The following is a 14,062-nucleotide window of genomic DNA, read 5'->3' as shown; positions in this document are numbered from 1 at the left end:
TATGAGGGATATTATAGAAAAAAATGAAGGCAAACTCACAACCTTACGTTTTATAGGATTTTGCCTTATGGCTATCGGGGTGCTTTCACTAATGATCTGCTCCTTTGAGACAGAACCACCTGTAGCTAACGTGATCGCTGTTTCATTCTTTATCACAATGCTTGGTTTTTCATTGGCATTCCCATCTCTACTAGAAGGCAGTGAAGGTTTAAGTACCATGCGTATTGTGGTCTTTATGATGACTAATGTGATATGTATGCTTATGCTTAAAATCGGTTGGGCCAGCGGGATAAAATCCTTGGAAAATATTGGCATCGATCAATATTGGGTTGGCATTATTGCCTTCACCTTCGGGGCCAAAGCCACGCAAAGCTTTTTTGAAAGCAGGATTGCTGTACCGAAACATGATGCGAAATCAGCTGCCCCATCTCTGGAGTTAACTAATGCTGAGCTCGTAAAGCTTGCCATCGCTCAAAACGGACAGTTTCTAAAGGTCAAATTCCCAAATATACTGACCCTTAGTGATGCTGTACAGGATTCCGGCTTGGTCGAAAGCCATGTGGTGGCAATATATATCAGGGATGACAATGATGGTGGTATCCCACCAGCTTTAAAGATCAAAATGCCCGACGGTTCCGATAGAACAATACAGACTGAAATTATAAAAGGTACGGGCAAAGCTAGAATCCAGTACTCGCAGTTAGAGACAGACGTAAGTGCAGAGGCCCATCCCACTTATTTTGGTTCTGTTTGCTGCATGGTTCGCTCAAAAACGGATCATACTTTTAAAGGTATTGTCACTTCTGGCCACATATATTCCTATGGTAGATATGATGATTTTCATAATGGCATTTTACATCCGTCACTACAGACACGAGTTATTTTAGACGGCGATATCGCTGCCAGCTGGAGCCACAAGATGCTTAATGAACAACAGGATCTGGCCATAGCCAAAATTGATGATGGACTTGTTGAGGATCCTACCTATCAAAAATTTAATAATGCTTTTTATACTGTTGGAGATAAAGATGTAAAAACCGCCTTTGCAAATATTACGATGTTATCACGGGAAGGAAAAACGACCCAAGCGTACATTATTGATTATAATGTCGGATTGGATGTGAGTTATAAACAGGTCGACAGTTTCAAGTCAAATGTAATATTGGTAGGCTCCACCAATGACCGCCAGACAGCTCGTCCTATCTCTGTTGGCGGCGATTCAGGCAGTTGCATTTATCATACCGAAACCAGGCAGCTCATAGGCATCTTACTGGGAAGAGCTAATAACTTCTCGCTTGTGCTGCCTATTGAAGAAACCCTTAAAAATTTTAACCTTGAAACCATATAAATATGAAAAAATTATACCACCTGCTACTTATGTTGCTTTTGGGCAATGTTGTAGTCGCCCAAAATATCTACAATATCAATGAAGATGGGTCCTTGTCTCCTGGAATACAATCCGCACAGACCTCTAAAATAACCTTTCATATTAATAGCGGAATCAGCGAGAAAACCTTCTATATCGTAACCAATGGCGTACGCCAGAATCCTAACAAGAATATTCTTGGCCGGGATTTCCCAAAGAATACCACGGGGAATTACACTATAACCATATTGGAAAATCACAAAATAAAAGAATGCAGTTCCTGTCTTACTCCGATAGCAGACACCTTCAAAATCGAAATTATGGGCAAGGTGCTGGGCCCCTTCAATCTTAAGCCTTTAGCTACCGGACAGGATTTGGCAAATGAAACTCAGGCAGAAAATTCTTCTTCCGGATCTACGACGCAGCAGCCATCAGGCAGGGACATTAATCAGGATAATTCAATAATCAATGACGCAATTACAATCAGTAAGCTCGCAAAAGAGACCGGTCACGATGCAGAAATAAAAGTTATCCTAAGTGAGAAATATGGCATTAATACCAGAGACCAAAATTATTTTTTAAAGAACGCCCTTCCCGGACTCTGGAGCGACAATACAGTGCAGGGTACCGATAACGGTACCATAAACCCAATTGTAAATTCCCTGAGCGGTATCAGTACGACCGTTCTGGATGGGATTGTCAAGTTTCTGATCAAGCGCTCAAAGGAAGAGCTTACCATTTTTTTCTTTAAGAAATTCAAGGAGGATATTGCAAATTACCCTGACCTGAAATCGGTTTTCCCAAACACTTCGATACTTTTAAATGCGATTGATGAGCAAATCTACAATTACAGCAACTACCTGAACAACCTGCGTGAAGCCTTTTTGCAGGATATCGTTGTTCTGGATGAAAACCTACCCAGTATTATTGGCAATCACCCGGTTTTCTTCAAAAAGGACAACAACCAGAAACTCGCTTTTGCGCTGCGCTCTGCTTGTTATATAACTGGTGCAATCAAGGACAAAACACATCCCGGTGATATTCTTGGTAGCTTCCCTACAAATTACCTGGACAGTATTAACGGCAGCGATCACAATAAATTCAGGGTTTTGAAAGGGGCGGTCCAATCCCTTCAGCTTTTCAGTGAATCACTAAAGGAAAGTGACACTACAAAACACAACTATTGGGTGGATATCTCTACCATTCGAAAGATGGTCAACGATAAAAAATCATTGCAGATTTATTTAGGGCTACTTCTTGAAAGTTCCAGGATTAACTATGATAAAATCCAGTTTACTTCAGATAACAGACAAAGTTTTTACATGACGGTAAACACAGAGGCCACTGCCAACGCATTTGATAAGCAGTATCAAAATTACAAGACCTATGTTCTTACACTTGCAAACAAGTTTCAGGAACTGAACCTGATGATCAAAGAATATGATACGCAGGCCACCGATTCTCTAAAAACGGAACGCTTCTCCGCTTACATAAAAAACTCAGCCCAACTCTTACAGTTTGCCATAAGGGTTAAAGATCTAAGTGTCCTATCAAATATTCCGGGGATCGCAAACCTTGAAACAAATTCCCAAGTATACTTTCAGGTCATCACTAATGTTTCCGACCTGATGGCTGCGATCAACCGCAAGCGATATGCCCAGGCTATCAACCATCTGATTGCTACATATGACGCGATCTATGATGCCCCGGTCAAAAACATAGAAGTATCTGCAAATAAGAGGCTATCCAGGAAAGAAGAACGTGAACTTGCCAAATCCCTGATTAAGCAAAGCTCTCAAAACCCTAACATGTTGCTTTCAGATGCCATTACGGTAGGAAGTGGTGACAGTAATCAAGCGAAGGATTCAATTGGAGGTAAATCTACATCGGCATTGCGTAAACTTATCAGGTATGGGGCATTTATGGCAAATATGATTGATGCTAAAAAAAGTGATGAGGTTGCCGGCGCCATAGAATCGGTAGCATTGCATGCCGGTAGTTCAAGCATAAAAAGAGAAACACCGTTCAATGTTTCCTTAAATGCTTATCTGGGGTTATTTACGGGTAGTGAGGTGATTAAGGGAGTGGATCAGAACAATCCCTTTAAATTCAATAGTTTTGGCGTTACTGCTCCCATAGGTATTTCAATTAGCAGGGGCAGCAGCATACTCGGTTTTATCTCCACCGGCAAAACGACCTTTTCCTCCTCACTATTCATTTCCCTGATAGATTTGGGAGCAATCGCGGCCTATCGTTTTCAGGACAGTACAACTGAACAGGTTCCAACCGTCAAAATTGGAGATGTATTTTCACCAGGCCTCTTTTATTCCCTTGGTATCCCTAAAACACCGATTTCGGTCAATCTTGGTGCCCAAACAGGCCCAAATCTTCGCAAGGTAAACAGCTCGGAAAATGATTATTCCAAGAGCACCTACATCAGATACAGTATATCGGTCTGTGTGGATATCCCTTTACTCAACCTCTATTCAAAGTCGAAAAATTAAAAAGAAGATCACAATAATAAGTCAATGATATGAGTAATTTTTATATCCAGCGAAACATTCCCAACAGCGGGAAAAAGACCTACGTGAATTGGGCACTTGAACCTATTCATAAGGCTGTGGTTTTTATCCACGGATTTAATGGATCAAGCCTGGAAACGTTCGGTTCTTTCAACGATGAATTTCGCACTAGGGAAGAATATAAAGGCAGGGATGTGTACTTTTTTGGTTACGACAGCCTCTTTGACCAGATTTCGAACAGTGCCCTGAACTTTTTGAAATTCCTTCGTAGGATCCATGACGACCTTCCTGAGGTGGTAAAGGAATCGGGCCTCGGCGTAAAACGTGAAGAACCCTACTCTGAGATTGTTATTGTTTGCCACTCCCTTGGTGCAGTGGTAACAAGGGTAGCCCTAAACGAAGGTTCACGTTCCAATGCTGTTTTTTTAGATAAATGCAGACTGGTACTGTTTGCCCCTGCACATCAGGGCGCGATGAAAGTCCTCGGCAATTTTGGATTCCCGGGTAGTTTTGCCGTACTTGGTCCTGCCCTCAGATATTTTGTCGTGACTTTCGATCAGCTAATAGACCGTAACATTATCATTACGGATATGGAAAGTAAATGTCGTGATCTGATCAACAACGGAAGAACGACATTTACAATTGCAGAAAAAGTGATCTGGGCTTCACCTGATCGTGTCGTGGTCAACAAGACTTTTCTTGATGATCCCGAACCGGTGGTTTTTCCTGGAAATGTCGGCCATGTAAAAGTATGCAAGCCAACGCAAAAATTTCCTGATCCGTTGAACGAACTCCAAAAAGTATTGGTATGAGCTACTCTAAATTAAGTGATCTCCGTAATGTTTTCCTTGAAGGGAACCAGCAAGCCCTACGCGGCAAAAGACACATTGACAAACTAAATGGCAAACAGCATAAATTAGCGCAACTCCTCAGAAGCCACGACGATGAGCCGATTTATGAGGACGAAACATATCTGCGTGATGATATCGATTATTTCCTGGAATATTTCTCCATACTTTCACTAGGGCATATTACAGGCTATCTAAGCCTCAAGGTTTTGGAGGAAGACAGGGCTGAGATATTGTATTACCTTGGACTAGAGCCGCTGAAAGCATATTACTATGAGCACTATCCCTTGGAGTTGCCACAGATACTATTTGAGGTGCTGTCAGAGGGCAGGCCCTTCAAAAAGGGCAGGCATACCGCAAATAGCGACAACCTGTTTTTTCAGTTCAATGCCCTGAACCAGACTATTGACAATGATGAAGTGAACCAATTTCTGTGGTTTTTGGATAACGGTTATACGGATAATTATAATGTACGGGACCTGAAGAACCTTCTTAGCGATACGAAAAAATGCTTTAAGAAGCGTACGGAAAATTCTGTCTTGGGACAGGCGATCAGTGGCTTTTTTATGTACCTGGATTTTCTGGAATTGCTTAATCAATTTCTTAAAAAGCCGGGAAACAATTCTTACAGGGCCACCTACTGGACCTATCATGCCTATTGGCTATCGAGGATAGATAAACAGTTGCGCGCTTCTTTAAACCGCTTTTTCAATGGCATGGAAGCCTTTCTTTCTGGAAAAGAGCATGTCAGTAGGCAACAGGCAGAATCAAGTATCAGAATATCCAGAAAAAAATATGACGCTATTCTTGATAGACTGATCTATGATCACAACTATCAAGACCAGTTTCAGGCGTCCCTTGACAAATGGCGCACCAAAAAGGTCATGTAAAAGGCACAAACATCAACTTTCAGGTTCGCATTCATTGCTAATATTTCAAAGAAGGAGGTTCTTAATCCTCCTTCTTTTTGTTACCATAGGCTTCCGACAGCTTGGTAAACTAAAAAGTTGAAATGACGGGTTAATAAATAAACTGTTATTTCTACGATAAAATCGTAAATGATCAAGACTCACCCAACATTTTTATGTGAATGACCATTTTTTTATGCGAACGACCTGTACCGCTATGCGAAAGACTTCCAAAACAGCTAGGCATTGCTAATTAAAAATACAATTATTATTTTAGCGATATACTTTGCCCATGGTCATTTCGAATATATTTTCTGTTAGGCATTATTATCGATTAAATAGGTATCGGGGATATCTTTAATGATATCCTCACCATATGCTGAGCCAGGTGATTGATAGCCCACTTTAAAGTCGCCATTTAAGATGCGATGTGCAACTGCTACTACCGAAAGCGGTGTAAGGTCATAGCCGGAAGGAGCATCTACATAAGCTTTTACTACTCTTCCGTCTTTACCGGTAAGCTCAGCAGAAATCCCATTACGCCCCGCTGCCCTTTCTTCCTTGGTAGGGCCATCCGGCAGATTCTCGGCAGTGAGATCAGGCAGTTTTATTGCCGGCAGGTTTAGGGAAAAATATTCTTCGATATTTGGAATACCCGTGGATTTATAGCTCAGGATAATTCCCCCTAGAGGCGTAGGCATGCATTCAACTTCCTCTTTACCAAATGAAAATATTTTCGACTTTGGATCAGGGTTATTAATAATGTCACCATTTTTACGGATTAATATGCCTAAATCAGCGATGTTCTTGCTGCTCAATACAGACCCCTTAGAGAAGCCCCCATAATGACGGAAACCTACTTTCAGATATTTAGGTTCTGACACCAATTTTGAAAGATGTACCACCAATGCGTCATAGCTTACAAAAAGCCCCGCACCTGATATCAACTGGATTCCAGCTTCCCAAGCTACACTGTCCAAAGATTGCGCCAATCGATAGGTCTCTAGTTCCGCACTTATATCCAGATAGTGTACGCCAGCTTTCAGGCAGGCTTTCATCGCTTGCTCGGCAGTGAATTGAAACGGTCCCGCCGCGTTAATCAAAACCGTTTTATCCCGTAATGCTTTTTCCCAAGCGTACTCTGTATCAACATCGAAAATGTGATAGCCAACCGCTAATTCTTCTGCCAATTTCTGGGTTTTATAGGCTTCCCGTCCTGCAATCTCAAATTCAATATTTAACTTCTTTACCCTTGCTGCAATGATTTTTCCGGTATATCCTGTTGCCCCATAAATCAGGAGCTTATTTTTCTCGTTATTCATATTCTTATATTATCTATGTTTAAGCACTACAAGGTGGATTTGGAGATCAACAACAACAAATTCTTTAACAACCTTCTTTTCATAGAAAACAGCAGTTTCAGGACTTTCCTCACTGAGAATAGACACATAGTTTGCTTCACCTATTTCCACTTCCCCGGGCTTTTCATTTGCCGTTTACGCCTCGGTTAGATCCTTCATTGTAGTGGCATTATAACTTTCCCCAAAAAGCCATCCATTGCTTGGGAAACTGCTAACTGTTCGTTATAGTCCGAAAATGCCGCCCGAAACAGCTATTTTTTCACCAGTAATCCAACCCGAATCTTCAGAGGCCAAAAATACGGCTACCTTCGCAATATCTTCTGGCTGTCCTGTACGACCAAGAGGAGTATTCGCAACGATCTTCGCTTCAAATTCACTTCCGATAAAGCCGTTACTGTGTGTGCCTTCTGTTTCGATAGCCCCCGGCAAAAGAGAGTTGATGCGGATGTTTCTGCCCGAAAATTCTTTGGACAAGGATACCGTTATTGCATCTAAAGCTGCCTTGGTCGCAGAATATACAGATCCAGTAGGTACCGGCGTTCTGCTTGCTCCGGAACTGATATTGATGATATTTCCTCCTTTGCCGCTAAACAATTTCAGAGATTCCTGAATAGCAAGCAGGGAACCTAAAACATTGACATTGAATTGCCGATGAAAAGATTCAACTGTGGCATCTTCAATAGGTGCATAGTCGAAAACGCCAGCATTGTTTACTAAAATATCTAAAGTGCCATAAGCACTTTTGGTCTCTTCAAACAATCTACGTACGTCAGCCTCCACGGACACGTCGCCCTGCACTGCAATGGCTATGCCGCCTGCATCAGTTATAATCTTTACAACATGTTCGGCCCTTTCTTTGCTCGATGCATAATTAACCACAACTTTTGCGCCCTCGGCCGCAAAATGGGTGGCAATGGCAGCACCAATGCCTTTAGATGCTCCAGTTACTATCGCAACCTTATTCTTTAACTTATTCATGATATTTTCTTTAAATTTCAGTACTATAATTTATTTCTTCAGTAAATCTTCGGTTTTGGTCAAAAAATCGTTTAGGGCGGTATTGATATCGACGCCCATACGGTCGGCCAAGATGATCACCCACCAGATCGTCTCGCCCAGTTTATGGTGTAGTTCCGGTAAAGTATTTTCTTTCGGCCAACGTCCCTGCAGGGACATGGTTAGTCGTCCTACCAGCGCGGCGTCGGTCAGAAATGCCAAAGCGTCCTCTTCGATGGTCCATTCACTCCCATGATGTTCTACTTCCAGTTGATGATACAGCTCCCTGATTTTTTGAGACCTAGCAATTAGTTCGGAGATATTCAATTGTTTACCCATAATGATTTGAAATGTTTTTAATTTTCTTGAATGTGTCCTTTACAGTTACCATGGCAGTATCCCTTCTGGCCCAAAAAAGCCACCGTTAGAAACTTCCAGGTTCATCGTTGCATAACGCAGTGGTACAGCTGCACCCTCTTCGGCAGTCAAGCTTCCTGTATTGTCGTTGAGATCGGTCCGTATATGACCCGGTTCAACAGCATAGACTTTGATGCCCGATGGCCCAAGTTCTTTGGCAAAAGCTGCGGTGATCATATTCAGCGCGGCTTTTGAACTGGAATAGCCCATGAAATTGACCTGTCCGTAAATAACATCCGGGTCCGAACTCAGGCCGATAGAGCCAACGATACTGCTTAACATGATTATCCGCGCCTTACTGGCAGCCCTCAGTAAAGGAAGCAAAGCCTGCGTTACACGGATCGGCCCAAAAGTGTTTGTCTCAAATGTTTCGCGGATCATGTCCATTTGCTCATCGCTGGGCAGGCTTTTCAGGTTCAACGCTACACCAGCGTTATTGATCAGGATATCCAGATATGCAGTTTGTGCATTCAAAACACGTGCAGCCTCTTTTACACTGTTGTCATTGGCAACGTCGATCAGAAGCAGGTGTACATCCAGACCTTTCGAACGAAGTTTTTCCACGGCCGCCTGACCGCGGGATTGATTCCTCGATCCAAGCCATACTTTATAACCCTCTCTGGCAAGCCCTTCGACAGTGGCCAATCCTATGCCTTTGTTCGCACCGGTTACCAGGGCAGTTCTTAAATTATCCATTGTTCTTCAATATTTTGGCAGAGGGACCATTTGGGTTTGCGTGGTGTGACAGGTCTCCCGCAAAGCCCATCGAAAGACTTCTTTCCTTGAATTGCCATTTGCCGTCAATGCGTACAAAAATGTCATCATAGGTTCCGGTCATGATCACCTGTAATGGAAATGACCGCTCGCTATCCTGCTGGTAAATAACGAGGTATGATTTCGCGGTCGCTGAGGACTCTTCATCATTAATATGGATAGTTGTGTTCGTAGTCACGTGCGCGGTTTGCGGCGTGCCATTGGAATAAATCTGAAGATTAGATCTGAGCATGGACTCGATGTCCGCTCCATCTGTATAGGCGCCTAGGGAACCGATTCTGCCATGTGCGAACAAGGCACCAACTTCCGCAAGGTCTCCCTTGTCCAAAAGGTGAGTGTAACGCGCGATTAAATTTTCGATCTCTCTTTCACTGCTGATTTTATAAGCTGACTGATTCATTTTTTTAATGTTTAGAAAAATTTATATGAATTGATTTTAAATTAAATGGTAGGAATTGTTCCACCGTCTATTACATAGTTTGCGCCGCTCAGGTATGATGCGCTTGGAGATACCAGGTAGCCGACAAGCTCAGCAACATCTTTGGGATCTGCCATCCTGCCCATGGGGATGCCGCCCAGGCTGGTCATTAAATTTTGGGTGATCTCGTCGATGGTTGTACCTGCAGATTCCGCAAGCGTGCCCAGGAAAGTGTCCATAGTTTCGGTTTTAACCATGCCCGGTGATACGGTAAGCACCCGCACGCCTTTAGGTGTAACCTCTTTTGACAGGCTTTTGCTATAATTGATCAGTGCTGCCTTAGCTACTGCGTAAGCGCCAAGTGATTCATAGAGAGGTGATATGCCGCTGATCGAGGAGATATGGATGATCACGCCGCTCTTGTTTTCGAGCATGCCTGGCAATAAGGCCCTGTCAATACGGACAGGGGCGAGCAGGTTCAGTTGTAACTCATCTTCCCAGTGCTTGTCGGTAAGCACACCAAAGCCGCCCGAAGGACTGTTGGATCCGCCCATGTTGTTGATCAGTATATCAACTTTACCGAATTTTTCGAGAATACTGCTGATGACCGGCATAGCTTCCGATGAATTTGCAAGGTCTCCTTTGATAAAATGGTGACCGTATTTGTTGTCGGGCGGAGCATTCCTTGCAGTGATGACCACGGTAGCACCCGCCTTGGCCAGCCTGTCAGCGATCGCCTTACCGATCCCTTTGGTTCCACCTGTCACCAAAGCGATCTTGCCGGTCAGTTCTTTATTTTCCATATTGATTTTATTTTAATGTTATATATTGTTTATACTATCCTTGGTTTTTTTAATTTTAGAACAGTCACTCTAAAATTAGAGCCGGTTTAGGACGTCGATTTTTAACGGGGAGCTTTTGTTTTAGAGCAAACGCTCTAAAATTATATCACTTCTTTAATAATATATTTCAATGTTCGTTGTAATGAGTTAATCCTTTAGCGGGAGATCTGTGCGATCAGGTATTTGGCCATCCGCATGATCTTGATCGGGTCCTTATGCAGAATATAGGATTCGTGCCAGCCTGTAAACGTATTGATAATAAAATCCGTCACCGTGTCGGCATCTGTACCTGCAGCAAGTTCCTTAAGTTCGATTGCTTTATGGATCAGGTCCGATATAAATTTATGCGTGAATTCATTGTCTTTCCGAAGCACGTCTTGGACATCTGGGTCAGAAGTCGCCACCTCGAAAGTTGTCTTGATGGCCAGGCAGCTGTTGTCGCTGTAGACAATGGTGTTTGCGGAAGCATTTATAAAACTGATGATCGCCTCAAGCGGTGATTTGATCTTAGCGGCATGCTTGAGCGCATCCTCCATGCGGTTCTGTGTGTAATTACGGATGCACTTTACAAACAACTGATGTTTGTCCCCCATGGTATTGTAAATACTGCTGACATGCACATTCATGGCATCAGACAGGTCACGGATAGACGTGCCACTGTAGCCCTTTTTCCAAAATACCTCCATCGCTTTTTTGGTTGCCTCTTCTTCGTTAAATTCCAGGTTCCTTGCCATAATTCTTTGCAAACATAAAGTTATTTTAAAACACTTGTTCTAAAATAATGTCATTTTAATTTGACGTGAAATTAAGGATGTCTATTTTGTAACAAACGTTCTATAATATACATTTGCACGCTGAGATTAGACATGAAATTTAACAAACGAACCTTCCTCCATCGGAACAGTGTATACTGCGATATACTCAAGGCCGCGCTCAAGATCGGTAAAAGATCGGGCTGGAGCTCGGTAAGCATGCGCAAAATAGCAGAAGCAATAGGCTATACGCCGCCGGTTATCTATGAATATTTCGTGAACAAGGCGGCGTTATTACTGGGATTGGCTCAATATGGAATTGTGATCTTATCCGGCGAATTAATGCGGGCCAGATCAGCCAGTGCCGTACCCCGGCAACAACTCCTGCTCATGTGCAGGGCCTATTGGGATTTTGCTTCAGCTGAACCGGAGCTTTACCGGCTCATGTTTGGTATAGGAACAACCTGTTCTGACCCAAATGTATTAGAAAAAGCATCCACTAAGATCGATTCGTTATTCAGCGAGGTTATTGGCTGCCTCCCGCTGGGACCTTATTATAAGTGTTGGTCGGTTTTACACGGATTGATCGCTATTAAACTCATCGGCAAGAGTTTGCCGCAGAAGATCAGTGAACAGATATTTGCAGAGGCCATATCCGACTTTACCAATGTACTGGTCAAAAATTAGTATTTTGGATGTTGCCTAAAATCCCGGTCAATCATAGTTAAAGACATTGTACCGGATTAACCGTTAATCCAAATAGGCTTCTATATGTTTGATCAATCCAGTTTCATTAAAATGAATAGCAAGGCCTCCGGTCTCGTGACCGAAATCACCTGTGAAGTCCACTTTAGCCAGGATCTTATCTGAACCGGTTTCCTCGACCGACAGCAATTGGGTTGAGGTATGATAACCGATAAAGAAGGTCACGAAGTATTTTCTGATACCTTCTTCCTGCTGAAATTTTTCTCCTACTGAAACGTCTTCGATTACGCCATCCGGTGTAAAGAGGTCCAGCACTGTTTGCGTATCAAAATTATTGGCCGCGGCAATAAACGAACGGACGATCTGTTCAAATCCTGTATTTTTCATTTTCAATAATACTTAATGATATGTTTTAGTTGAGTGATCTTTTGAAGTCAAGTGGTGACAGCTCTGTTTTCTTTTTGAAAAGCCGGTTAAAGGATTGTGGATGCTCAAATCCGAGTTGATATGCTATCTCAGCAACAGAAAGTTCTCCAACAGTTAGTAGTTCCTTTGCCTTTTCAATCAGTTTAACATGAACATGCTGCTGTGTATTCTGGCCGGTGAGCGACCGGAGCATATCGCTCAGGTAATGGGCGGAGACGTTCAGTTCGCCGGCTATCTGTTCGACAGCTGGCAAACCATTGATCAGCGGCTTGCCTGTCTCAAAATAATTGGATAGCAACTGTTCAAAACGCACGAGCAGTTCATTACTGGCGTCTTTACGTGTGATGAACTGCCGGTTGTAGTAGCGCTTGCTGTAATTGAGTAACAGTTCAACCTGTGAAACCAATACATCCTGGCTTGCCTGGTCAATAGCCGAGTCCAGTTCCTGCTCAATATTTTTGAATAGGCCTGCGATCACCAGTCTTTCTCTTTCGGACAGATATAATGCCTCATTAGCGCTGTAAGAGAAAAATCCATAGTTTTTGATATTGCGGCCCAAAGGGTAGCTCCGGATGAAATCCGGGTGGACAAGCAAAGTATAACCGCCATAGCCGGCTTCACCTTCCAGAGCTGTGATCAGCTGTCCCGGTGAAACAAAAGATAGACCGCCCTCATCAAAATCATAATGGCTTTGGCCGTATTTTATCTTGCCGCTAAAGTCTTTCTTATAAGATATCTTATAAAAATTAAACAGCATTCCTTTTTCCAGTTCGGTGGTTTCTACGGTAATTGTGCCGTAATCCACCAGGCTAACGAGCGGATGGAGCGGCTTGGGCAGGCCCAAGGCACGATGCAGCTCCGATATGGAATTAAAGATAACTGGTGATTTAGTGTTTTTCATACGGACTGTGCAAGTTAAGATATTTTGTTAAATTGATGCGATAAGCTTCAGGGCCCTCGGCCAGTCGTTTGGCATAGAGCCGCACTGCATCGTTACCCGCGGGATAGGTTAATTGGTCCTTTTGGTCTGTAGCTGCTGTAAAGACCACTTCAGCTATCAACCCAGCTTCGGTAAATTCCATCAGGGTACCGTCGCTAAAACCTTCATTCATTTTGGCCAACGTTGCTTCATAAGCTGTATCCTGTGTAACCTGCATCGCTTTCATGAAATCGCTTTTGATCCCGCCGGGAGCGATGTTCTTTATGCCGATGTTGAATTGTGCAAGGTCATAGGACATGCTTTCGGCCAGTCCCTGCAAAGCCCATTTGGAGGCGTTGTAAACTGCGGATTGCGGATTGGACACCAGGCCGCAGAGTGAGGTGGTATTAATGAACAAGCCTCGTTGCTGCTGGCGGAAGTAGGGAATAAAGGCACGGATCACCGCGAGCGTACCGAAGAAATTAGTGTCAAATTGCGCACGGATCTGTTCTTCGGTATTCGCTTCCACAGGCCCGATAAGGCCATAACCTGCATTGTTGAATACCACATCAATGTCTCCCAAAGCCAGGGCGGCATTGACGGTTTGCTGCACCTGAAAGCTATCGGTGATATCCAATGGCAGCAGTGTAATGTTATTTAACTTGTTCAGTTCTGTTTCTTTTTCAGGTGTCCGCATGGTGGCAATAACCCGCCATCCCTTAGCCTGAAATAATTTTGCGGTCGCCTTTCCCAGTCCGGTAGATGCGCCAGTGATAAAAATATTTTTCATGTTGTTTCCTTTTATGAT

General features: G+C 43.2%; 15 protein-coding genes. 5 read left to right on the top strand and 10 right to left on the bottom strand.

Annotated features, from left to right (window positions below; translation table 11 throughout):
* The first annotated feature begins 1 nt into the window (after position 1).
* From ACTJKN_RS07015 to ACTJKN_RS07000, 4 genes are all read left to right on the top strand, one after another.
* Positions 2-1,348, top strand: a complete 1,347-nt coding sequence (locus ACTJKN_RS07015) for a hypothetical protein (protein ID WP_440823623.1) — start codon at positions 2-4, stop codon at positions 1,346-1,348.
* Positions 1,349-1,350: 2 nt separating this feature from the next.
* Complete coding sequence (locus tag ACTJKN_RS07010; protein WP_440823622.1) at positions 1,351-3,870, top strand: hypothetical protein; 2,520 nt, start codon at positions 1,351-1,353, stop codon at positions 3,868-3,870.
* A gap of 83 nt (positions 3,871-3,953) precedes the next feature.
* Positions 3,954-4,700 (top strand): esterase/lipase family protein, encoded by a 747-nt coding sequence (locus ACTJKN_RS07005; RefSeq protein WP_440823621.1) that lies wholly within the window; start codon positions 3,954-3,956, stop codon positions 4,698-4,700.
* A complete protein-coding gene (locus tag ACTJKN_RS07000) occupies positions 4,697-5,626 on the top strand; it encodes a hypothetical protein (RefSeq protein ID WP_440823620.1) in 930 nt (309 codons plus the stop codon). The genes ACTJKN_RS07005 and ACTJKN_RS07000 overlap by 4 nt, the downstream gene beginning before the upstream one ends.
* Positions 5,627-5,961: 335 nt before the next feature.
* Here the strand turns inward: ACTJKN_RS07000 and ACTJKN_RS06995 are convergent, their stop codons facing one another.
* The 7 genes from ACTJKN_RS06995 to ACTJKN_RS06965 all read right to left on the bottom strand — a co-directional run bounded on the left by ACTJKN_RS06995 (position 5,962) and on the right by ACTJKN_RS06965 (position 11,186).
* Positions 5,962-6,966 carry a saccharopine dehydrogenase family protein gene (locus ACTJKN_RS06995; RefSeq protein ID WP_440823619.1) on the bottom strand — a complete coding sequence of 335 codons (1,005 nt, stop codon included), beginning with the start codon at positions 6,964-6,966 and terminating at the stop codon, positions 5,962-5,964.
* Positions 6,967-7,227: 261 nt separating this feature from the next.
* A complete protein-coding gene (locus tag ACTJKN_RS06990) occupies positions 7,228-7,983 on the bottom strand; it encodes an SDR family NAD(P)-dependent oxidoreductase (RefSeq protein WP_440823618.1) in 756 nt (251 codons plus the stop codon).
* A gap of 30 nt (positions 7,984-8,013) precedes the next feature.
* Positions 8,014-8,340, bottom strand: a complete 327-nt coding sequence (locus ACTJKN_RS06985) for a MazG-like protein (RefSeq protein WP_440823617.1) — start codon at positions 8,338-8,340, stop codon at positions 8,014-8,016.
* A gap of 45 nt (positions 8,341-8,385) precedes the next feature.
* On the bottom strand, positions 8,386-9,114 hold the full coding sequence (locus tag ACTJKN_RS06980; protein ID WP_440823616.1) for an SDR family NAD(P)-dependent oxidoreductase: 729 nt from the start codon (positions 9,112-9,114) through the stop codon (positions 8,386-8,388).
* Entirely contained in the window at positions 9,107-9,592 is a 486-nt protein-coding gene (locus ACTJKN_RS06975; RefSeq protein WP_440823615.1) for a nuclear transport factor 2 family protein, read from the bottom strand. Before ACTJKN_RS06975 ends, ACTJKN_RS06980 begins: the two co-directional genes overlap by 8 nt.
* 41 nt (positions 9,593-9,633) lie before the next feature.
* Positions 9,634-10,413, bottom strand: coding sequence for an SDR family oxidoreductase (locus ACTJKN_RS06970; RefSeq protein WP_440823614.1), 780 nt, complete (start codon positions 10,411-10,413; stop codon positions 9,634-9,636).
* A gap of 194 nt (positions 10,414-10,607) precedes the next feature.
* Positions 10,608-11,186 (bottom strand): TetR/AcrR family transcriptional regulator, encoded by a 579-nt coding sequence (locus tag ACTJKN_RS06965; protein ID WP_440823613.1) that lies wholly within the window; start codon positions 11,184-11,186, stop codon positions 10,608-10,610.
* 132 nt (positions 11,187-11,318) lie between these two features.
* Here ACTJKN_RS06965 and ACTJKN_RS06960 point away from each other — a divergent pair, with 132 nt between their 5' ends.
* On the top strand, positions 11,319-11,891 hold the full coding sequence (locus ACTJKN_RS06960; RefSeq protein WP_440823612.1) for a TetR/AcrR family transcriptional regulator: 573 nt from the start codon (positions 11,319-11,321) through the stop codon (positions 11,889-11,891).
* Positions 11,892-11,954: 63 nt separating this feature from the next.
* On the opposite strand, the gene ACTJKN_RS06955 is transcribed toward ACTJKN_RS06960, so the two are convergent.
* From ACTJKN_RS06955 to ACTJKN_RS06945, 3 genes are read right to left on the bottom strand one after another with little or no spacing between them, the layout of a single operon-like run.
* Complete coding sequence (locus ACTJKN_RS06955) at positions 11,955-12,296, bottom strand: nuclear transport factor 2 family protein (protein WP_440823611.1); 342 nt, start codon at positions 12,294-12,296, stop codon at positions 11,955-11,957.
* Between the two features lie 25 nt (positions 12,297-12,321).
* Positions 12,322-13,236, bottom strand: a complete 915-nt coding sequence (locus ACTJKN_RS06950; protein WP_440823610.1) for a helix-turn-helix domain-containing protein — start codon at positions 13,234-13,236, stop codon at positions 12,322-12,324.
* Positions 13,223-14,044 carry an SDR family oxidoreductase gene (locus ACTJKN_RS06945; protein ID WP_440823609.1) on the bottom strand — a complete coding sequence of 274 codons (822 nt, stop codon included), beginning with the start codon at positions 14,042-14,044 and terminating at the stop codon, positions 13,223-13,225. Before ACTJKN_RS06945 ends, ACTJKN_RS06950 begins: the two co-directional genes overlap by 14 nt.
* Between the last annotated feature and the right edge of the window lie 18 nt (positions 14,045-14,062).

It is taken from the genome of Pedobacter sp. 22163 (assembly GCF_052045595.1).
Lineage (GTDB): Bacteria > Bacteroidota > Bacteroidia > Sphingobacteriales > Sphingobacteriaceae > Pedobacter.
The sequence above is the reverse complement of the archived record's forward strand: the minus strand, read 5'-3'. Positions and strand labels throughout refer to the sequence as shown.

Bases quoted from the DNA above. Each gene is read 5' to 3' on its own strand.
- ACTJKN_RS07015 (WP_440823623.1), top strand. From the start codon at position 2: ATGAGGGATATTATAGAAAAAAATGAAGGCAAACTCACAACCTTACGT.
- ACTJKN_RS07010 (WP_440823622.1), top strand. From the start codon at position 1,351: ATGAAAAAATTATACCACCTGCTACTTATGTTGCTTTTGGGCAATGTT.
- ACTJKN_RS07000 (WP_440823620.1), top strand. From the start codon at position 4,697: ATGAGCTACTCTAAATTAAGTGATCTCCGTAATGTTTTCCTTGAAGGG.
- ACTJKN_RS06995 (WP_440823619.1), bottom strand. From the start codon at position 6,966: ATGAATAACGAGAAAAATAAGCTCCTGATTTATGGGGCAACAGGATAT.
- ACTJKN_RS06990 (WP_440823618.1), bottom strand. From the start codon at position 7,983: ATGAATAAGTTAAAGAATAAGGTTGCGATAGTAACTGGAGCATCTAAA.
- ACTJKN_RS06985 (WP_440823617.1), bottom strand. From the start codon at position 8,340: ATGGGTAAACAATTGAATATCTCCGAACTAATTGCTAGGTCTCAAAAA.
- ACTJKN_RS06980 (WP_440823616.1), bottom strand. From the start codon at position 9,114: ATGGATAATTTAAGAACTGCCCTGGTAACCGGTGCGAACAAAGGCATA.
- ACTJKN_RS06975 (WP_440823615.1), bottom strand. From the start codon at position 9,592: ATGAATCAGTCAGCTTATAAAATCAGCAGTGAAAGAGAGATCGAAAAT.
- ACTJKN_RS06970 (WP_440823614.1), bottom strand. From the start codon at position 10,413: ATGGAAAATAAAGAACTGACCGGCAAGATCGCTTTGGTGACAGGTGGA.
- ACTJKN_RS06965 (WP_440823613.1), bottom strand. From the start codon at position 11,186: ATGGCAAGGAACCTGGAATTTAACGAAGAAGAGGCAACCAAAAAAGCG.
- ACTJKN_RS06960 (WP_440823612.1), top strand. From the start codon at position 11,319: ATGAAATTTAACAAACGAACCTTCCTCCATCGGAACAGTGTATACTGC.
- ACTJKN_RS06955 (WP_440823611.1), bottom strand. From the start codon at position 12,296: ATGAAAAATACAGGATTTGAACAGATCGTCCGTTCGTTTATTGCCGCG.
- ACTJKN_RS06950 (WP_440823610.1), bottom strand. From the start codon at position 13,236: ATGAAAAACACTAAATCACCAGTTATCTTTAATTCCATATCGGAGCTG.
- ACTJKN_RS06945 (WP_440823609.1), bottom strand. From the start codon at position 14,044: ATGAAAAATATTTTTATCACTGGCGCATCTACCGGACTGGGAAAGGCG.